Origin of the sequence: Rubrobacter calidifluminis (assembly GCF_028617075.1) — a bacterium.
In the GTDB taxonomy this organism is placed as follows: domain Bacteria; phylum Actinomycetota; class Rubrobacteria; order Rubrobacterales; family Rubrobacteraceae; genus Rubrobacter_E; species Rubrobacter_E calidifluminis.
On the sequence record NZ_JAQKGV010000004.1, the window covers coordinates 108077 to 126557 of the forward strand.

Consider the following 18481-nt stretch of genomic DNA (forward strand, 5'->3'; position numbering starts at 1 on the left):
TCTATTGACACGGGTACAGGGTCGGGAGTTGAATACGGCTCGTGGAGACGCAGCCGGGGAGGTGGCAGATGGACGGAGCTGAGAACAGGCAGGTATCATCGGCGGCCATCCGGGAGAGCATGGCCTACCGCAGCGGGTGGAAGGACGGCCGGTTCGGCATGCCCGTACTCTCGCTCGAGAGCAGCTATATGATCTGGTCCGACCTCGAACGCCTCGCGTACTACCGCGGACACCGCGAGGGTCGAAGGGTACGCCAGATGCTCGGCGCCGGCGTACAGACCATACAAGAGACGGCCTAGGAAGACCTCTCTACCGTGACCGTCAGGCCCTGACCCTGCAGCCGTTCCGCGTATAGCTCGGCGAGCTCGCGGTGACAGCTCTTCACGACGGCGCGTCCTGCGGTGTGGGCCTCCCACATGATCCGGGTCGCCTTCTTGAGGGTCATGCCCGGTATCGTCCGGCGCAAGATGACGACGACCCGGGGCATCGAGTTCACCCAGTCGTTGTGCAGCACGACGTTCCAGGGCGGCTCGGGGCGGGGCCTGCTCCGGGAGATGTGTCTCCGGCGTGTTTTGGTGGCTTCTCGCGGCATCCCGGGATAATTGTTCCCCATCCGGTGCCTCAGGACACCGGCCTCGCGGCCCATTTTCAGAGACGGCCGGAACGGATTATCCCGATTAGGAGAGTGAGGCCCAGGATAGCGGCTATCGCGAAGCCGACCAGGCCGAATACGCTCATCCCCAGAAAGTGCGCCCCGCCCCTGACGAAGATGCCGATTACCGAAGAGCTCACGACGAGAGCCGCGATGAGCAGAGCGAAGACCAGCCGGTTTGCCAGGATGTCCACCTTCGAGATGAGGTCTTCGATGCCCTCGTGATGGAACTTGACCTCGACCTCGCCGTCCTTTAGCTCTCCGAGCACCGCGTGGATCTGACGCGGGTAATCCGCATAGGTCTCGGGCTGGGCCAGTTTCCGGATCGTGTCTGAGGCGATCTGCCGGGGGTCTCGTGAGCGGGAGATGAGCTCTCCGGCGGCCTCCGAGACGTCACCCACGGCGGTGTAAGCGTCATCCGCCTCCCTGACCATCGATTCCACCCTGGTGAGTGAGCGGGCGAGCAGCGCCAGCTCGAGTGGCATCCGGACCCCTCCTAGCCTCGCCGCCTCCAGGCCGCGTTCGACCATCTCTGAGAGGGTACGCTCTCGCCAGAACGGGCCGCCTAGCGAGCCCATCGCGTCCCTCAGCTCACGCCGCAGGGCGGTGTCATCGTCCGGCACCGTACATCCCGCTAGGGGTAGCGCCCGAATCGTGGCCTCCACGTCGTCCATGCCCACGGCAACGAGCAGCTCCGCAACTCCCCGCATCCTGTCCGGATCCACCTGGAGGAACTCCGTGGGATCGGCTAGCCACAGTCCGTCCCCGGCTGCGAGGAGGCGCTCCGGGCATGGATCCGCCGGGAAGAGCCCTCTCACGAGCGCAAGGCGGATGATGTGCCGGGCGAGCAGGCGCAGCTCGCCGGCGGACGGCGCACGAGGAGCTTCGGGGGCTGCGAAGGTCGCTAGGCGGGCCGAGCAGTACCCCTTGTAGGGCGAAGGAAAGATGAGTCCCGCCTCCTCGAGGGTGCTCATGTAATGGACGTTGCGCACTGCCGCGTACATGTCCCTCCGCTGGGCGACGTGGGTGGCGAACTCAGACACCTCCTCGGAGGGGTTGACCGGGAGGTTCCCTGGTGTCCGCCGGCGCACGAGGTCTGCCACCGGGCGCATGGTCAGGAGGTCTCCCCTGATGCCGGGGCGGTCTACGACGATCAGGGCCGGGCGATCTCCCGGCAGCACGACGCGGTGGGCCTGGGTGAACACACCCACGCGCAGGGGGTGTTCTTCGAAGCTCACGAAGAGCTGCTCCAGATCGTTGTCCAGCTCTCGCTCGACTAGCACCCGGATTGATTCGAAACGGGCCGGTTTAGGCGTCGATGCCGCCCGATCGAGCTCCGCAGCCACGCCGGGGGGGATCCTGTCGCGCTGCGCGGCGAGGAAGTGGCCGAACTCGCAGAAGGTGGGCCCCAGCTCCTCAAAGGCCAGCCTCAGACGTGTGCCGATCCGCACGGGGTCGAACCTCCTGCGCCTGCGGGGCAGCCTGCGGGCGAAGATGAAGCCGAACCCGTAACGGGCCCCGACGCGCGCCACGTGCGCCAGCCGGGAGGCCGGACTCTCCGTCGGCCGCCGTTCTTCCTCTTCCCTGGCCATGCAGGAAGCATAGCAGCCGGAGTGGCGTCATCGAGGGCCGCGGGCTACCTCTGGTAGAATCCCGGCGGGAAGAGAAACGGGCGAGAAGGAGCTGGACGGGATGCAGTACGTGCACACCTGCTACAGGGTACTCGACCTCGATCGCAGCATAGATTTCTACGTAAACAAGCTCGGCCTCGAGCTCGTGCGCAAGAGTCCGATAGGGGATGACGCGACCAACGCGTTTCTCGCGGTTCCGGGCGACCCCGAACCACGTCTTGAGCTGACCCTGAACCACGGCCGCACCGAGCCCTACGAGCTCGGGGAGGGTTACAGCCACATAGCCTTCGTCGTCGATGACCTGGACGCGCTCGCGGAGAGGCTGGAGAAAGCCGGTGGGGTCGATTTCGAGAGTAAGCCGCACCCCATAAGCACCGGCTCGCGCATCTTCTTCGTCCGGGACCCCGACGGCTACCGCATAGAGTTCATCGAACGGAGCGTCTGACAGGGATGGGACCGGAGCAGGGGGAGGCTGTATTCCGCCTCCCCTGCCTGATGCGTACCTTGTGTACCCGGGACCGATCTGGTAAAGGATTCCCCTCCGGGCATGTGGCTGCCGGGCGGGGTAAGGCAACCGTTATGACCTTTGCCGGAGTATGCCCGCGGGCTTGCGCGGTGGTCGCAGGAGGTGGCACCGCGTGAGCCTTAGCGTTAAAGGACGGCCGACTCCCGGCCGATAAATCACGCGTGATGTCAGGAGAGCGGGGCAGGGCAGGTGTGGGCGTGGAAGAGGACGGCTTCACGCTACCCGAGTTGCTCACGGTTTTGGCGATAATGGGCGTACTGATCGCCATCGCGATCATGGTCTTGCTCGCCCTGCTCGAGCGCTGGCGGGTGGACGCTGCGGCTCATCAGCTCGCCGCTGACCTCCGGCTTGCACACGCCCGTTCGGTCAACCAGCTCACCGACTGGCGGGTTGTGCTGGTGCCGGGGATGAGAGGGGAGGAAGAAGGGCCGGACTACTACCTGGTGAGGCTCAAAACTCCCTACGACGACGGCGGTCCCGTGCCGGTTCTGGATGGGGAGAGCGTACTCCGGCGCACGTTTCCGGCCGACGTGATGGTCATGGACCAGCAGAGTCCCTCTGGGCGGGCGATACGCGACGACGCAGCGATGTCCTGGTGCGCGACGATGCCCGGCAGACTCTGTTCCGGGGTGACCCGCACCCTGGAGTTCAATTCAGACGGGACGATGGTCGCGTTCGTGGGGCCCAGCGGGACGATCCGGGTTACGGTGGACGGAGACCCGCAGCGCAAACTGACCTTTCTCTCGGCGACCTCCAGGATAAAGCTCTGGCCGTGGTGAGCTACCGCCCTCCCTCCTCCCGGCGGCGCAATTCCTCACGCAGTTCCGAGACCTCTCCCGAGACTTCCTCAAGCCTTTTCGAGACCTCTTCCAGCTTGTTCATCAGCCCGGTCTCAGGAGGGGCGTCTTCATCTTCTCCCTGCAGGAAGCGCTGGGCCATGGCGCCGGTCAGGAGCGCGACGAACCCGATCCCACTCGCCATCACCACGATACCGATCATGCGTCCAGCCGTCGTCTTGGGGTAGATATCTCCGTAGCCCACGGTCGTGACCGTCTCTACCGCCCACCAGACCCCGTCCCAGGCGCTGATGTGTTGTCGCGGCTCTACGGCGGCGAACGCCGTGCCGCCTCCCACGACGACGACGAAGAGAATCAGCGCGGCGTAGCGCAGTCCCTCGGTCGAGAAGACGTGTCGTGCCCGCTTGATGATCAGCAGGAGCCTCAGCACCCTCAGGAGCCTGAGCAGCCGCGCCGCCTGTAGCGTGGTTGGCAGAAACGGTGGGGTCAGCACCACGACCATGACCTCCAGCGGGTTCTCTCGCAGCCACCGCAGCCTGTCAGGCACCACCAAGAGCATCACGAGCAGTTCGGTGGCGAACGCACCCCAGATCAGCCAGTCGAGCACCTGCGCCAGGAGCTGCCACGTCCTACCCAGCTCCGACTCCTGGATCACGAGCGTCGGGATGACGAGCAGCGCGGCGACCAGCATCGGCACCTCGAAACGCCGGGCCGTCCGCCCTGCGCGTGTGCCGGAAGACTTCGCTCGTTGAACTTGCGGTCTTCTCTGCCCGTTCACCCTGATCGCGGGTTACTTTACCTCAAAGCCCGTCCGGAGAGGGTCTCGTCAGGGTTAAAGCCGACAGCTCCGACGGCCGATAAGACCACCGTGAGAGAGGAGCTTGCCTAGGTGAGAGACGACAGGCGCGGCCAGGAGGGCTTCACCCTACCCGAACTCCTGGTCACCATCGTCATCATGGGGATACTTACCGCAATAGCTATCCCGACCTGGAACGGGATCATGCGCCAGCGCCAGGTGGACTCCGCGACCAGTCAGCTGGTTGGAGATCTGAGGCTCGCGAGCACGAGGGCCACCAACCAGCTCGTCGACTGGCGGGTAGAGCTTGTCTCGGGCAGCGGTAACTACCTGCTGCAGAGGTCGGCTACCAGCACGTCCGGGGATGGTGCCTGGCAGACCGTTCAGTCGGTCAGCCTTCCTGGTGGTGTGGTCTCCGGGAATTCTGGGGATGTGATCTTCCATCCCGACGGATCTTCCGAGGGGCTCGCCGTGGTGACGCTCTCGCGGGGAGGTTCCAATATCAGCACGATCCACATCGACGCCGCAACTTCCGAGGTCAGCGTTGGGGGATAGGTCTTTTTGGCGGGTAGAATCAGGTTACACGATCATCGAGGTGCTTGTCGCCATACTTCTCCTGAGTATCGCGATAATCCCCATGGCCGGCATGTTCGACACGGGGCTGCGGGCCGCGAGCACGAGCGGAAACTACGACCAGGCCCGCCAGCTTGCGGCATCCCAGATCGAACAGTTCAGAAGCCTTGATTATGCGTGTGCCAGAGACTATTTCCCCAACGATTGCGGTTCCACCAGGACCACGTATTCTTCTTCGGGTAGCTACACGACCGCCCCGATGGCCGTGCCCGCCAGCGCCGGGCTGCCCCCCGGTTCCACTTACCAGATAACCAAGCAGTATCTCACGCTCGATTGGAACGCATTCGGTTCCAGCCCATCCCAGTCTTTCGCCGGGGTGGGTTCGGACAAGGGGATGCTGAAGGTCACGGTCACCGTGAACTGGGGCGGCGGTTCGTACACGGAGAGCGGGCTTGTCGGCGATGGTGAATGATCCCGGGCGGCGCTTCTTCGAGGATGAGGAGGGATTCACCCTCACCGAGATGCTGGTCGCAATGACGATGATGATGATCGTCACCTTTGCGCTCTATGGTCTCTTCGACATGAGCCTGAAGGTCTACAGTTTCGGCGGCGACAAGGTCGAGGCCGTGGAGAACGCCCGCGCGGCCATGGAGAGAATGTCGCGCGAGATAAGGTCGGCGTATCCAAACGGCGGCATTCTGGTCGCCAGCCCCGCCTATCCGAGTTCCAGCCAGATCGGCTTCACGAACGGACCCGGAGGCGAAAGCGTCGTCTACAGCCTGAGTGCCGGAAGTGCGGTTTCCGGCTGTTCCGGGTGCCGCACGCTCATGAGGAACGGCGATCCGGTGACGGAGTACGTCGACGGTTCGAAGGGGCTTACGTTCACCTACCTGCAGAGCGTCGACCCCGAGGTGCCCTCGACGAACGGGACCGACGTCAGGGCGGTGAAGATCACGCTGAACGTGATCGTGCCCGGGGTGCAGGCCGGCAGGCAGTCTCTGACCACCTACGTGGACCTCAGAAATGCGTCGGATCAGTAAGGCGAGGGATGCCGTCGTGGTGGATGAGGCCGGCATAGCACTGCCGCTGGCCATAATCCTGATCGTGCTGATAAGCGTCATGGGTGCCGGACTTCTCGTGTTCGTCAACACCGACTTGACCGCCGTCGCCCAGGCCAACGAGGGGCAGAGGGCCTTCGACCTCGCAGATGCCGGGATTCAGGCGGCCAGAAAACAGCTGGCCTCTGATCCGAGACCCAGCGACTATGACGGGCTGGGTTCGGTCAGTACCGGAGGTGAGAGTCAGTGGTCCTGGCAGACGAATGGGGCGACAAACGGCGTGACCCTGAGCAACCTTTATACGGGGTCGGGAACCCCGATGAACTCTGTAAGCGTGACCATACAAAATGTCTCGAGCGATTCAGGGGCGTCCACCTTCAGGGTGATCTCCACAGGCCAGTACGGGAACGCGAAGCGCAGGATAGAGGCGATCTTCCGGGCTTCCGGTATCACGAACGGGCTTGACATTCCGCAGATGGTCTACGTAGGAAAGGACACGTCCATGGACCGGTTAGCTCTGGAGGGGCTGCCCATGTACTCGAGCGGGACCATAGACATCACCCAACCGACGCTGATCCTGAAGAACGCCAGCATGTTCTCCGGTGGGGATATCAAGCTACCTACACCCAGCTCTGGACTCTCCGCTTCCGTATGCGCCTCCATCCTCGGTGTCAGGTTGCAGGTCCAGATAGGAGGTGGTCCCGGGGTGACCGTCTCCGGTACCGACCCTGCGGGCAACTGGCAGAACCAGTACAATGCGACCGCCCGCAAGGTCAACACTCCCGGCATGGGAGCGGTGGGCAGCATAGGCTATCGCGATAACATGTTATGCAAGCCGAGTGGTTGGAGATCGAGCTTTTTCGACAAGGACAGCGGCCCCAGTTTGCTGGACAACCTGATCGACCCGCTTCTAAATCCGATACTCGGCGGCACCACCCTCAAAGCGAGATTCGTCGATACCCCGAGCACCAGCCCGCAGCCTTCGAAAGAAATAACGTACCCTTTCAACAAGACACCAGATACGGCAGCACTCACAAGTGATCTGAAGGCTGTGGCGCAGGCGCAGGGCAAACAGTACACGGTTCCTGCCGGTGCCTCTACCTCTTCTATATCATCTGCCAGTAAAGGAAACTATATAGAGGTTTCGGGGGGTACGCACACGGTCACCTTCTGCGATGTTGCCGTTCCCTGTGGAACCAGTGATTTGACGCTCAACTGGCCTGCGGTCTCCGCGAACACCGATCCTTCCGAATGGCCCGTGATCTACGTCAGATTCGACAACCACAGCTCCAACAACGTCGTCAACTGGAACGTCCTTACCAACCCGCAGCCTGCTTTTTCTGGCAATGACCCCTCGGCACGCTGTCAGAGTGCTCGCCAGAATACTCCAGGCTCCATTCGTCGGGGGATCCTTGTGGTGGAGAACGGCGGGGTGAATTTCTCGAGCAGCGCTGCACCCCTGGATGGGGGCATCATAACAGTGAAGGATGACTCCTCGACCAACGCCGACCTGAGCGGCTCGGCGGGTGATCTCTGTGTCAGGGGGCCGGTGATCGTCGCCGGCAGCATCAGCCGTCAGAACTACACGGATTTCGGGGCCCTCGACCCCGTTGTCTTCAGCAATCTGGCGGGTTTCGGGGGTTCCGCGCGGATAACCCAGCAGAGTTGGAGGGAACTCTACAGGTAGTGGGACCCTATAGTGCGGTACACCCGGTAGGCCCGGTAGGCCGAGTGTACGAACGGGACGAGCGTTATCAGGACCATCACCGGCCAGAGCAAAAGCCCTATCAGGAAGAATGTGAGGACTCCGGTCACCGCCCACCCGGCGAGGAGGGCGAGGCCCCAGACCAGCTGGTACCACATAGATCGTATGGCGTTCGCGGCGACGAGCCGTGAACGTCCGCGGAAGGCGAGCCACATGACGAAGGCGGCTACAGGTCCGAGGAAGCCAGTCAGGAGGTTCAGGAAGATCGAGAGGTGCGCCAGCGCGGCCCACGTCCGCTCCTCGTGAGGAGTTGTTGCTGCCGCGGGAAAACCACCGGAGGGGATGCGGTGATCCCTCTGCAGCCCGTAGTTCAGATCATCTTCGAATTCCATCTCCATCCACCTCTCGATAACCGATGATACATTCCTACGTTACGTCGCGTGCGGCGAGGGGTTTCACGCGGTGGCTTTCGGTTTTCGCGGTGGTGGGTAAAATGGAGAGTGAAAAAGGCATATAGTGTCCTTCTGAAGCGAGCTCATGGAAAGGGGTTACGCAAAAGTGTCCGAGCAGTCTCGCAGCGAGGGAAACGGCAAGGCCACCGCGGTCGAGGGCAAGAGCAGCCTCACGGTGACCGACAACCGCACTGGCAAGACTTACGATATCGAGATAAAAGACGGCACCGTGCGGGCGATGGACTTCCGTCAGATCAAGGTGGACGAAGATGACTTCGGGCTCATGACCTATGATCCCGGCTACACCAACACCGCGAGCTGTCGGAGTGCCATCACCTACATAGATGGTGAGAAAGGCATCCTTCAGCACCGGGGCATCCCGATCGAGGAGCTCTGCGAGAAGTCCACCTACCTGGAGGTGGCATACCTCCTGATCCACGGGCACCTCCCCACGCAGAAGGAGCTCGACGGGTGGGTCTACGAGATAACCCACCACACCTACGTGCACGAGAACATGAAGAGCTTCATGCAGGGATTCAGGCACGACGCCCACCCGATGGGGATGCTGCTCGCGAGCGTGGGGGCGCTCTCCACCTTCTACCCGGAGGCCAAGAACATAGACGACGAGGAGCAGCAGCACCTGGCGGCGGTGCGCCTGATCGCGAAGATGCCCACCCTTGCGGCCTTCGCCTACCGGCACTCGCTCGGGCTGCCCTACGTCTATCCGGACAACGATCTCTCCTACGCCGGCAACCTGCTCTCGATGCTCTTCAAGATGGCCGAGCCGCGCTACGAGCCCGACCCCAGGCTCGAGAAAGCGCTCGACACCCTCTTCATCCTGCACGCCGACCACGAGCAGAACTGCTCGGCGGCCGCAGTCAGGGTCGTCGGCTCCTCGCGCGTCGACCCATACACCGCCATCGCCGCAGGGGTCGCCGGGCTCTATGGACCGCTGCACGGTGGGGCGAACGTCGCCGTGCTCAAGATGCTGCAGCGCATCGGCAAGGTGGAGAACATCCCGGACTTCCTCGAGACCGTCAAGCAGGGCAAGGAACGCCTGATGGGCTTCGGCCACCGGGTTTACAAGAACTACGACCCGCGCGCCAGGATCATCAAGAGCCACGTCGACGAGGTGCTCGAGGTCACCGGCAAGAACAGCCCCTGGCTCGAGATCGCCGTCGAGCTGGAGAAGCGGGCGCTCGACGACGAGTACTTCACCAGCCGCAAGCTCTACCCGAACGTGGATTTCTACTCCGGGCTCATCTACGAGGCGCTCGGCATCCCGACGGACGCCTTCACCGTGATGTTCGCCATCCCGCGGACCTCCGGCTGGATGGCCCAGTGGCTGGAGATGCTCCACGACCCGGAGCTCAAGATAGCGCGTCCGCGTCAGATCTACACCGGAGAGCTAAACCAGCGCTACGTGCCGATCGAGGAGCGCGGATAGAGCGGGCTTCTCGCAGCCGCGGTGGAAAGGAGGGCGGCCTATCCCGGGCCGCCCTCTTCCATCACCGCCTCGTAGAGGCGCTGCTGCCGGGCGAGGGCCTCGCGGTAGGCCTCGTGCCTGCCCTCGTCGGGCTCGAAGGTCTCGCCGAGCGGTACTTCTGCCTCTTCCAGCTTCAGTACGCCTAGGCGTTCGAGGGCCAGTAGCGCCGCCCCCCGGCTCGATGCCTCCTCCACCCCCGAGAGCGTCACCGGACGCCCGAGCGCATCCGCCATGATCTGGGTCCACACCGGCGAGGAGAGGAGGCCGCCGCCGGTGGCTATGACCTCCTTCTCTCCCGGGATGGCCTCTTCGAGCGCCCGGGCGATGAGCGAGAAGCGCAGCGCGACGGCCTCGAGCGCGGCCCGCAGGATGTCCCCGGGTCGGCTGGCGAGCGAGAGGCCGAGGATCGCGCCGTTCGCGTCGTCGGACCAGGTGGGGCCGCGCTCCCCAGCCAGAAGCGGCAGGAAGGTAAGCCCGTGCGAGTCGGGCTCCATCTTCGCTATCTCTTTCTCCGCCTCTTCTATCTCGGGAAGCCTCAGCGTCTGCGTGAGCCAGCTTACGAGGTTGCCCCCGTTGGAGAGCGCTCCACCCATCACGAAACGCTCCGCGTCGGCCCGGTAGCACCAGGGGCCGTCCGGGATCTCCACGCTCTTTGCCTTCCAGAGCGCGCGCATCGCGCCGCTGGTGCCGACCATGAGCGCGAGCCTCTCCCTCGTGGTGCAGCCGCTGCCGATGTTCGAGCAGGCTCCGTCCCCGGCCGCGGGGAACCAGGGCACGTTTGCCAGCTGCGGCCACCGCTTCGCCCACTCTTCGGCGAGGCCTTGCGCGGGATCGTCGGAGATGGGGGAGAGCTGGTCTTCGGTTATGGGGAGGTCTTCGATCAGCTCTTCATCCCAGCGCTTCTCGTTCTGGTCGAGGAGGCCGGTTGCCGATGCCATCGAGGTGCCTATGGTGAGGTTGTCGCTGCCGAAGAAGCGGCTGTAGAAGTACTCGGCCGGGGAGATCCAACGCGCCGTCCTCTCGAAGCGCTCCGGGTGCTCCTCGCTCAGCCACAGGAGCTTGGCCGGTAGATAGCTGGAGTGCAGCACGCACCCCGTCCTGCGGTGCACCTCGCGTTCTTCGAGCCTCTCGCGCAGCTTTCTCGCGGCGCCGGCGGAGCGGCGGTCGGCCCAGGTGAGGATGTCCGTGATGGGTTTCCCCGACCCGTCCACCCCGAGGACCGCGTGCCAGAAGGTGCTGAAGGCGACCCCGGCCACCTCTGTGTCCCCGGCGTGCTCGAGCGTCTCGTCCACCGCCCGGACGACGAGCGAGAAGAGCTCGTCCGGGTCTTTTACGGCCCCACCGTCAGGGGTGTAATCGAGGGTGTGTTCGAGCTTCGTCTCTGTGCCCTCGACGTACTCCGCCTTCTCGTCGTAGATTGAGGCCCTGACCGAGGAGGATCCCACGTCCACCGCCAGAAGCCGCGTCTTGCCGCTCTCTTCGTTCACCTCTTCCCAAACCCTCCGTCCGTCTCGCCAGCGTCAGTTTAGCAGCACGGTGCTCCGTTCAACTCCGGGGGAAGTGGGAGTAGAATCCCGGGCGGGTTATCGTAGGGCTCGTGGGGAGGTCTTTTCTTGAAGCCCGTATATTTGCTTGGGGTGATCCCCTTTCTCGGGATACTCGGGGGTATATTCTTCGCCAACCGGGTCGAGCCTTTCGTGTTCGGGATGCCGTTCATCCTTTTCTGGATCGTGCTGTGGGTCGTCCTGACCTCGGTGGTGATGGCGATCATCTACAGGCTCGACCCGCGGAACAGGGAGGAGGAGCGTTGAACGCGGCCCTCGCGATCATACTGGTCTTTTTGCTGCTCGCGATCTACCTGGGCATCCGCGCCCGGCGGGGCAAGGACATGGACCTCGAGCAGTGGGCCGTCGGCGGGCGAGGTTTCGGGACGATCTTCGTCTTTTTGCTTTTGGCCGGGGAGATCTACACGACGTTCACCTTCCTCGGCGGGAGCGGCTGGGCCTACGGGGAGGGCGGGCCTGCGTTCTACATCCTCTCCTACGGGTCGCTGGCTTACGTCATCTCTTACTGGCTCCTGCCCGCGATCTGGAGCTACGGCAGGGAGAAGCGGCTGCACTCGCAGGCGGATTTCTTCGCGAGCAAGTACGAGAGCCGCTCCCTGGGCGTGCTCGTCTCGATCGTCGCCGTGGTCGCGATGGTGCCCTCGTACCTGGTGCTGCAGCTCAAGGGGCTCGGGCTCATAGTCTCGGTCGCCTCCTACGGCGCGATCTCCTCGAACGTGGCCATAACCATCGGGGCGGCGGCGGTGACGCTCTACGTCATGATCAGCGGCATCCGCGGCTCGGCGTGGACCGCCGTGATAAAGGACATTATGGTCCTCTCGGTGGCGGTCTTCCTCGGGATCTACTTCCCCCTGAAGCTCTACGGCGGGATGGGGGAGATGTTCCACAGGATACAGCAGCACGATCCGGGCTTCCTCGCGCTGCCGCACACGGGTTACAACGTCGTCTGGTTCGTCTCGACGGTCCTCCTGACCGCCCTCGGTTTCTACATGTGGCCGCACACGTTCGGTTCGATCTTCTCGGCCAGGGAGGCGCGCGTCTTCCGGCGTAACGCGGTCTATCTGCCACTCTACCAGCTCATCCTGCTCTTCGTGTTTCTGGTCGGCTTCGCGGCGATCCTGGCGGTGCCAGGGCTCAAGGGAGACCAGGTGGACCTGGCGCTGCTCAGGCTCTCCAAGAGCTCCTTCGACCCCTGGCTCGTCGGGCTCATCGGGGCGGCCGGGCTCCTCACCGCGCTCGTGCCGGGTTCGATGCTTCTGATGAGCTCGGCGACGATCCTCTCTAAGAACGTCTACCGGGCGTTCGTGCCCTCCGCGAGTGAGGAGCGGGTGAACCGGCTGGCCAAGGCGCTCGTGCCGGTGCTCGCCCTGGTAGCCTGGTACTTCACGATCAACAGCGGCAAGACCATCGTGATCCTGCTGCTCCTCGGGTACAGCTTCGTCACCCAGCTCTTTCCGGCCCTGATCTCGAGCCTCCTGCCGAACAACTTCGTGAACAAGTGGGGGGCGGCGGCCGGGATCGTCGTCGGGGTGGCCATCGTTACCTACGCGACCGTGGGCGGGCTCGGGACCGGTGATCTGCTTCCCTTCCTGCCGCCGGCGCTCGCCGATATAAACAACGGGGTGGTGGCGCTCATCGCCAACACGATAGTGACGGTCGGGGTGAGCCTGGCGACCCGTCCCTTCGTCGCCCGGTCCTCGGCGCCGACGACGTGATGGAGCGGGAAGAGGCGCTCGCCGTGGTGAGCGGCGGGCTGGACTCGGTGACGCTGGCTCATCTTCTCGCGGAGGAGGGCTACTCGCTGCACCTGCTCTCCTTCGACTACGGACAGCGGCACGGAAAGGAGCTCGAGTACGCCCGCCGCTGCGCGGAGCGGCTCGGGGCCTCCTTCGACGTCGTGGACCTCTCCGGGGTCGGGAGGCTGCTCTCGGGCTCGGCGCTAACCGACGAGATCGAAGTCCCCCACGGTCGCTACGACGAGGAGAGCATGTCCGTGACGGTCGTGCCGAACCGCAACGCGATCTTTTTGTCCGTGGCCTACGGAGCCGCGGTGGCGCGGGGCTCGGTGCTGGTGGCGGCGGCTATGCACGCGGGCGACCACCCCGTCTACCCGGACTGCCGCCCGGAGTTCGTCCGGAGCTTCGAGGCGATGGAGCGTCTGGCGGTCGAAGGTCTCGGTCATCCGGGGCTGCGCCTGTACACGCCTTTCATCCACAAGACCAAGGCGGAGATAGTGGGACTCGGGGCCTCCCTCGGCGTGCCCTTCGAGGAGACCTGGAGCTGCTACGAGGGGGGCGAGCTCCACTGCGGGCTGTGCGGAACCTGCACCGAGCGCAGGGAGGCATTCGAGCTCGCCGGCGTGGAGGACCCGACGGAGTACCGGGGCTAACCCAGCTCTTTTGCGAGGTGCAGCAGGTCCCGGACCACGAGGTCCGGCTCGATTCCCCACGGGTCGAGGAGCGTTTTGGGGTCGCGCCGCACCCAGACGGCCCGCATCCCGAAGGACTTCGCTCCGATCACGTCGAACGGGTTGCTCGAGACGAGCCACACCTCTTCCGGTGTACCCCCGAGCCTCTCGCAGGCGTGGCGGTAGACCTCCGGGTCGGGCTTGAAGCTCTTCACCTCGTCGGCGCTTATCACAGTGTTGAGGTACTCGAACAGGCCGGCCTGCTCGAGTACCTTCCGCGCGCTCTCCTCCACGCCGTTGGAGAAGGCGGACATTTCGTGCCCCTGCGAACGCAGCGCCCGGAGTCCCGGCAGGGCGTCTTCGAAGGCGGGAAGGCTCTGGTAGGCGGAGATGAGGTTTCTCTCGTCCTCTCGCGAGAGCTCGAGGCCGACGCTCTGCGTGGCGAAGGCGAGCGCCTGGCGGGTACAGACCCCGAAATCCTCGTAGCGGCGCATCAGCGCCCGCCGGAAGGTGTATTCGAGCTGCTTCTCGCGCCAGAGTTTTGCGAGGCGCCCGGCTTTCTCTCCGGCGAACGGTTCGAGTTTCTCCTCCATCTTCAAAGGGTCGACGAGCGTTCCGTAGATGTCGAAAGCCATCTTCTGGGGCATCTCCGCTCCGTTCCATCGGTCGTGACCTACGGATCGGAGGTTAGCATGCCGGGTGAGAGGCCGAGCTTCTCGAGGGATCTCTCCTTCCCCTTGGCCTCAAGCATTACGTCGGTGTCGCGACCGTCGAGGGCATCGATCAGGCGGGTCCAGTCCCCTGGTTCGATGGCGTAGGCGTGGGCTCCGGGTTGTTTTCCCGGGGCCTGGCTCGAGAGGTGGACCTTCGGACGCGTCCCGCGTACCTCCCAGGTCGGGAGCGAAAGATCCAATGCCCCGCGCAGGGTGATGCTGCCGGGGTTGAGCGCGTGGTGGAGGTTGTCGGTTATCGCCGGTACGCCGAGCGTGATCGCGAGATCGACGACCTCCTCCACCGTCCAGATTCGCTCGTCGTTTTCGAGCGCGAGGTGGCGGAGGATCTCCTCCTCGTCGCACAGTGCCTTCACGAACCTCCTTGCCGAGGACCTCAGGTCTCCGTGGGCGCCGCCGGCGTGCAGCACGATGATCCCATCCGTAAGGCCCATCATCGAGAATATGCGTGCCGTGTAGCGCAGCTCGTCGATACTTCTCCGGGATATCGCAGGATCGGGGCTACCGGGCTGGATGTACTGTCCCGGGTGCATGGAGAGCCGGATGTCGAGCTTCCCGGCAAGGCTGCCCGCCCGGCGCAGCTCCCTGGCGTGCTCCTCCTGCCAGTCGTAGGGGAAGGCGGGGTGGGAAGCGAACGGGATCAGGCTCTGCCCCATGCGGAAGAGGCCGAACCCGTACCGGGCGTTCCACCGCAGGATGTCTTCTAGGTCGGCGAGGTTGCGGTGTACCAGCGTGCTGATCTTCTCGGCGTTTCCCATGGTCGAAAGGCGCAGGGTGCGGTTGGTACTCGCCCGGAGGGTAAGGTTCTGCGTCGGGTACCCGAGTCGTATCATTCCCAACGTATATCCGGCGCGGGGAGGTGGTGCTGTGTTCTCTCACCCACAAAAGAGGCCCGGTCCTAGAGGACCGGGCCCGCCGCGGGCAACACTACTCTGGTCTAATCCTCCAGTACGAATGTCACCTCCATGTTCACCTTGTAGCCGGTGATGTTGCCGTTCTCGATCATGACGTTCATGTCCTTGATCCAGGCACCCTCCACGTTGCGCAGCGTCTTCGTGGCGCGGGCTATGCCCTCCCTGATGGCGGCCTCGAAGCTCTCAGGCGAGGTCGCACTGATCTCGGTGACCCTGGCTACCGGCACCTTCTCCTCCTTCCTCTCCGCCTTGCCGTTGGGGTAAGGAGTATTACCCGTCCGGGAAAATGCTAAACGTTGCTTCTGGTCGAGAGCTGGCTCACCAGGATCGGGCTGCTGGTAGGTCGCTGCGATCCCCCAGCGGGTTCGATGGTGACGGCTACCGCCTGGACCTTTTCGCCCTTGAAGCTCATGGGTATGGCGACGGCCCGGCCGCTCGGTGAGAAGAGGCCGGCGGATTTCGGGGTGCCGTGTTCCATTACCCATATCTGGTAGGTCTTGCCTTCGGGCGCGGGCGGCAGGTTGCTCGCCGTGAGAATCATCTTCCCGTTCCTCATCCGGAGCACCTCCGCCGAGGCTCCCTTCGCCGGGCCGGAGCTCCGCATCGCGTATGCCTTGAGGTTTTCAACCTGTCCCTGCAGGTTGTGGTTCTCACTCCGGAGGTTCCCGAGCTCCCTCTGCAGGAGCCCGTTCCAGACGAGGAGACCCGCCACCGCGAGCGCCGCCCCTGCCGCGGCCAGGGTGCGCGGACGAAGGATCCAACCCAACCTGTCTTTCAGGGCGTCACGCGTTTCGCTGCCGGAGGTTGTCTCGGAGCGCACCCTGGCCAGCACCCTGCGGCGCAACTCGGGGGAGGGCTCCTGCTCAGGAGGCGAGAGGGCGAGCAGACCCGCTATCGCGCCGAGCTCCTCTATCTCGGCCTGTTTATTCGGGTGGCGGGAGAGGTAGTCCTCGAATTCACGCCGTTCCTTCTCGTCGAGCGCGTTGAGGACGTAAGCCTCCTTCAGATCCTCGAACTTCTCGTGTTCCATCCCGCTCACTGTGGAATGCTCAGATCCCTCGCGTCGAAGTAGTCTTTTATCTTCTTGAGGCCCAGCCTCATCCTGCCTTTGACCGTTCCGAGCGGCAGCCCGAGCAGCTCGGCGATCTCCGTGTGGGTATAACCCGAGAAGTACGCGAGCTCCAGTATCTTCAGCTGCTCCGGCGGCAGCGCCTTGAGCGCCTCGCGTACCTGCTCCCGCTGGGTGTTCTGCCACGTCTCGGCGAAGGCTTCACTCTGCTGTGCGCCGGAGATGGCGGCCTGTGCCCGGTCCTCCGTCCGGCGGCGGCTGGCCGCGGACCGCAGCTGGTCTATGCCGCCGTGGTGGACGATCGTAAGCAGCCAGTTCCTCACGCTGCCGCGCTCTGCACGGTAGCTCCCCGCTGAGCGCCACGCCTTGAAGAAGGACTCCTGCACGAGGTCTTCTGCTGCCTGTCGCTCCCCCATCATCCGGTAGGCAAGGGAGTAAGCCGCCCGGCTGTGCCGGTCGTACAGGCAGGCGAAAGCATCGGTGTCGCCCGCCGCGGCGAGCGAGACGAGATCCTCGTCTGCAAGCAACAGATACCTTCTCGGGACGTCGCCCATACCACAGTATACGCAGGTCTGTGCAGCCCGGATCAGAGACGGAACCGGGATTTTGCCGGTGTTTGGAGTGATCCGGGCGGTACCGGTTCTCGTAAGGGTTTGTGAAGAACAATAAAGATCGATTGAGGGGGTGTGAGACTCAGAGAAAGACGCAGGCTGGCTTGATGGAAGTTCTACTGGTGGCGAGTAAAGGAGTGTGCACGGATGAGTGGTGTTGAGGACCGGGGGAGTCCGGCGGTGCTTGATAGAGAGGTTTCACGCCGCGGCTTCCTGAAGACCGCCGCGGCAGTGGGGGCGGCGCTGTCCGCGGCTGGCATTGGGGGTTTCGGCGTCGCGGTGCGGCAGGCGCAGGCCCAGAGCAAGGAGTACACGACGTACCAGGGGCTTGGTGACGTAAAGATCCTCTCTTTCGCCTACCTGCTCGAGGAGCTGGAGGGGACCTTCTACGACCAGGGCGTCAAGTCGGGTATCTTCAGCGGCGAGGCTCTCACGTTCATAACCGACATCCGCGACAACGAGATGGCGCACGCCCAGGCCCTGGCCTCGACGTTGCAGAAAGCGGGCGCGCCGGTGCCCCAGACGCCGAACTTCACCTTCCCGAACGGGACCTTCAGCAGCCAGAGCGCTTTCCTGAAGCTGGCGGCGACCTTCGAGCCGACTGGCATCGGGGCTTACCAGGGGGCTGCCCCCGCGCTCAAAAACAAGGACTACCTGGCGGCGGCCATCTCGATCCACAACGCCGAGTGCCGCCACTGGGACGCGATCAAGATCCTGCAGGGCGTCGTGCCGCCGAACAACGTGCCCTTCGAGAAGGCGCTGACGCTGCAGACGGTCCAGTCGCGGGTCAAGCCGTTCGGGATCACGGGCTGAAGGGGAGGTAGAGGATGAGAGAGCAGACAGGCACCGAAGCTGCGGTGCTCGAGGGCACCCGCAGCCGCGGGGAGTTCTTCAAGATGGCCGGTCTCGCCGGGGCGGGCGCCGTGCTGGGTTCGGTCGCCCTCGCCCCGAAGGCCTTCGCCCAGAGCGGTGATCTGGGTATAGCCAACTTCGCGCTGACGCTGGAGTACCTGGAGGCGACGTTCTACGAGAACGCCGTGAACTCTGGGGTGCTCTCGGGTGATGCGCTCAAGGTGGTGACGGCGCTGCGCGACCACGAGCAGGCCCACGTGGATGCACTGATCTCGCTGATCAAGAGCGCCGGTGGGACCCCGGTCTCCAAGCCGCAGTTCACCTTCCCTTCGGGCGCGACATCTAGTGAGAGCTCTATCCTGAACCTCGCCGCCACCTTTGAACCGGTCGGCGTGGGGGCCTACCTTGGTGCCGCACCGCTCATACAGAGCCCCGACGTGCTGGCCGCCGCCGGGAGCATCGCCGGGGTGGAGGGCGAGCACGTCGTCGCTGTGAACAACCTGCTGGGTAATGCCGCGGCCACGCTCGAGGCTTTCCCGGCAGCGTTGACCAAGGACGAGGTGCTGGCCAAGATAGCCCCGTTCCTCGGGATGGGCTCGATGATGGAGACGGGTGGCGGCTCGCGCAGAGACTGGTACCGCAACGCCCACGTCTAG

General features: G+C 64.1%; 23 protein-coding genes. 13 read left to right on the plus strand and 10 right to left on the minus strand.

Going from position 1 to position 18481, the window contains the following annotated elements; all coding sequences use genetic code 11:
- Positions 1-68: 68 nt before the first annotated feature.
- Positions 69-299, plus strand: coding sequence for a hypothetical protein (locus PJB24_RS04630; RefSeq protein ID WP_273843216.1), 231 nt, complete (start codon positions 69-71; stop codon positions 297-299).
- On the opposite strand, the gene PJB24_RS04635 is transcribed toward PJB24_RS04630, so the two are convergent.
- Both PJB24_RS04635 and PJB24_RS04640 read right to left on the minus strand, forming a co-directional pair.
- Positions 296-613 carry an ATP-dependent Clp protease adaptor ClpS gene (locus tag PJB24_RS04635; RefSeq protein ID WP_273843221.1) on the minus strand — a complete coding sequence of 106 codons (318 nt, stop codon included), beginning with the start codon at positions 611-613 and terminating at the stop codon, positions 296-298. The genes PJB24_RS04630 and PJB24_RS04635 overlap by 4 nt on opposite strands.
- A gap of 35 nt (positions 614-648) precedes the next feature.
- Complete coding sequence (locus PJB24_RS04640; RefSeq protein WP_273843223.1) at positions 649-2244, minus strand: AarF/ABC1/UbiB kinase family protein; 1596 nt, start codon at positions 2242-2244, stop codon at positions 649-651.
- Between the two features lie 100 nt (positions 2245-2344).
- Between PJB24_RS04640 and PJB24_RS04645 the strand changes: the two genes are divergently transcribed.
- Positions 2345-2728 carry a VOC family protein gene (locus PJB24_RS04645; RefSeq protein WP_273843224.1) on the plus strand — a complete coding sequence of 128 codons (384 nt, stop codon included), beginning with the start codon at positions 2345-2347 and terminating at the stop codon, positions 2726-2728.
- A 272-nt stretch (positions 2729-3000) separates the two neighbouring features.
- Positions 3001-3588, plus strand: coding sequence for a pilus assembly FimT family protein (locus PJB24_RS04650; protein ID WP_273843226.1), 588 nt, complete (start codon positions 3001-3003; stop codon positions 3586-3588).
- Position 3589: 1 nt separating this feature from the next.
- Here the strand turns inward: PJB24_RS04650 and PJB24_RS04655 are convergent, their stop codons facing one another.
- Positions 3590-4297 (minus strand): potassium channel family protein, encoded by a 708-nt coding sequence (locus PJB24_RS04655; RefSeq protein ID WP_273843401.1) that lies wholly within the window; start codon positions 4295-4297, stop codon positions 3590-3592.
- A gap of 198 nt (positions 4298-4495) precedes the next feature.
- Here PJB24_RS04655 and PJB24_RS04660 point away from each other — a divergent pair, with 198 nt between their 5' ends.
- The 4 genes from PJB24_RS04660 to PJB24_RS04675 are packed head-to-tail and all read left to right on the plus strand — an operon-like array spanning position 4496 to position 7720.
- On the plus strand, positions 4496-4957 hold the full coding sequence (locus tag PJB24_RS04660; RefSeq protein WP_273843228.1) for a pilus assembly FimT family protein: 462 nt from the start codon (positions 4496-4498) through the stop codon (positions 4955-4957).
- Positions 4947-5447, plus strand: a complete 501-nt coding sequence (locus PJB24_RS04665; RefSeq protein ID WP_273843229.1) for a prepilin-type N-terminal cleavage/methylation domain-containing protein — start codon at positions 4947-4949, stop codon at positions 5445-5447. Before PJB24_RS04660 ends, PJB24_RS04665 begins: the two co-directional genes overlap by 11 nt.
- On the plus strand, positions 5437-6015 hold the full coding sequence (locus tag PJB24_RS04670; protein WP_273843403.1) for a PilW family protein: 579 nt from the start codon (positions 5437-5439) through the stop codon (positions 6013-6015). The genes PJB24_RS04665 and PJB24_RS04670 overlap by 11 nt, the downstream gene beginning before the upstream one ends.
- A gap of 16 nt (positions 6016-6031) precedes the next feature.
- Positions 6032-7720: a hypothetical protein gene (locus PJB24_RS04675; RefSeq protein ID WP_273843231.1), complete on the plus strand. Its 1689-nt coding sequence runs from the start codon at positions 6032-6034 to the stop codon at positions 7718-7720.
- Here PJB24_RS04675 and PJB24_RS04680 read toward each other — a convergent pair.
- Entirely contained in the window at positions 7711-8136 is a 426-nt protein-coding gene (locus PJB24_RS04680; protein ID WP_273843233.1) for a DUF4870 domain-containing protein, read from the minus strand. The two genes, PJB24_RS04675 and PJB24_RS04680, sit on opposite strands and share 10 nt — an antisense overlap.
- Positions 8137-8275: 139 nt before the next feature.
- Between PJB24_RS04680 and PJB24_RS04685 the strand changes: the two genes are divergently transcribed.
- Complete coding sequence (locus PJB24_RS04685; protein ID WP_273843235.1) at positions 8276-9637, plus strand: citrate synthase; 1362 nt, start codon at positions 8276-8278, stop codon at positions 9635-9637.
- A 38-nt stretch (positions 9638-9675) separates the two neighbouring features.
- On the opposite strand, the gene PJB24_RS04690 is transcribed toward PJB24_RS04685, so the two are convergent.
- Positions 9676-11163 carry a gluconokinase gene (locus tag PJB24_RS04690; protein WP_273843236.1) on the minus strand — a complete coding sequence of 496 codons (1488 nt, stop codon included), beginning with the start codon at positions 11161-11163 and terminating at the stop codon, positions 9676-9678.
- Between the two features lie 126 nt (positions 11164-11289).
- On the opposite strand from PJB24_RS04690, the gene PJB24_RS04695 reads away from it, so the two are divergent.
- The 3 genes from PJB24_RS04695 to queC are packed head-to-tail and all read left to right on the plus strand — an operon-like array spanning position 11290 to position 13630.
- The gene (locus PJB24_RS04695; RefSeq protein WP_273843238.1) at positions 11290-11487 is read left to right on the plus strand and encodes a DUF3311 domain-containing protein; all 198 of its coding nucleotides are present in this window, start codon (positions 11290-11292) and stop codon (positions 11485-11487) included.
- Positions 11484-12956, plus strand: coding sequence for a sodium:solute symporter family protein (locus PJB24_RS04700; RefSeq protein ID WP_337959003.1), 1473 nt, complete (start codon positions 11484-11486; stop codon positions 12954-12956). The genes PJB24_RS04695 and PJB24_RS04700 overlap by 4 nt, the downstream gene beginning before the upstream one ends.
- Positions 12956-13630, plus strand: a complete 675-nt coding sequence (gene queC, locus PJB24_RS04705) for a 7-cyano-7-deazaguanine synthase QueC (protein ID WP_273843240.1) — start codon at positions 12956-12958, stop codon at positions 13628-13630. Before PJB24_RS04700 ends, queC begins: the two co-directional genes overlap by 1 nt.
- On the opposite strand, the gene PJB24_RS04710 is transcribed toward queC, so the two are convergent.
- From PJB24_RS04710 to PJB24_RS04730, 5 genes are all read right to left on the minus strand, one after another.
- Positions 13627-14295, minus strand: a complete 669-nt coding sequence (locus PJB24_RS04710) for a haloacid dehalogenase type II (RefSeq protein ID WP_273843242.1) — start codon at positions 14293-14295, stop codon at positions 13627-13629. The genes queC and PJB24_RS04710 overlap by 4 nt on opposite strands.
- Positions 14296-14321: 26 nt before the next feature.
- Positions 14322-15212 carry a UV DNA damage repair endonuclease UvsE gene (gene uvsE / locus PJB24_RS04715; RefSeq protein WP_273843405.1) on the minus strand — a complete coding sequence of 297 codons (891 nt, stop codon included), beginning with the start codon at positions 15210-15212 and terminating at the stop codon, positions 14322-14324.
- A 104-nt stretch (positions 15213-15316) separates the two neighbouring features.
- Positions 15317-15520 (minus strand): dodecin family protein, encoded by a 204-nt coding sequence (locus tag PJB24_RS04720; RefSeq protein WP_273843243.1) that lies wholly within the window; start codon positions 15518-15520, stop codon positions 15317-15319.
- A gap of 62 nt (positions 15521-15582) precedes the next feature.
- The gene (locus PJB24_RS04725; protein WP_273843407.1) at positions 15583-16323 is read right to left on the minus strand and encodes an anti-sigma factor; all 741 of its coding nucleotides are present in this window, start codon (positions 16321-16323) and stop codon (positions 15583-15585) included.
- 5 nt (positions 16324-16328) lie between these two features.
- Positions 16329-16889 carry an RNA polymerase sigma factor gene (locus PJB24_RS04730; RefSeq protein ID WP_273843244.1) on the minus strand — a complete coding sequence of 187 codons (561 nt, stop codon included), beginning with the start codon at positions 16887-16889 and terminating at the stop codon, positions 16329-16331.
- Between the two features lie 231 nt (positions 16890-17120).
- Between PJB24_RS04730 and PJB24_RS04735 the strand changes: the two genes are divergently transcribed.
- Positions 17121-17786, plus strand: coding sequence for a ferritin-like domain-containing protein (locus tag PJB24_RS04735; RefSeq protein WP_273843245.1), 666 nt, complete (start codon positions 17121-17123; stop codon positions 17784-17786).
- A 14-nt stretch (positions 17787-17800) separates the two neighbouring features.
- Positions 17801-18481 (plus strand): ferritin-like domain-containing protein, encoded by a 681-nt coding sequence (locus PJB24_RS04740; protein WP_273843246.1) that lies wholly within the window; start codon positions 17801-17803, stop codon positions 18479-18481.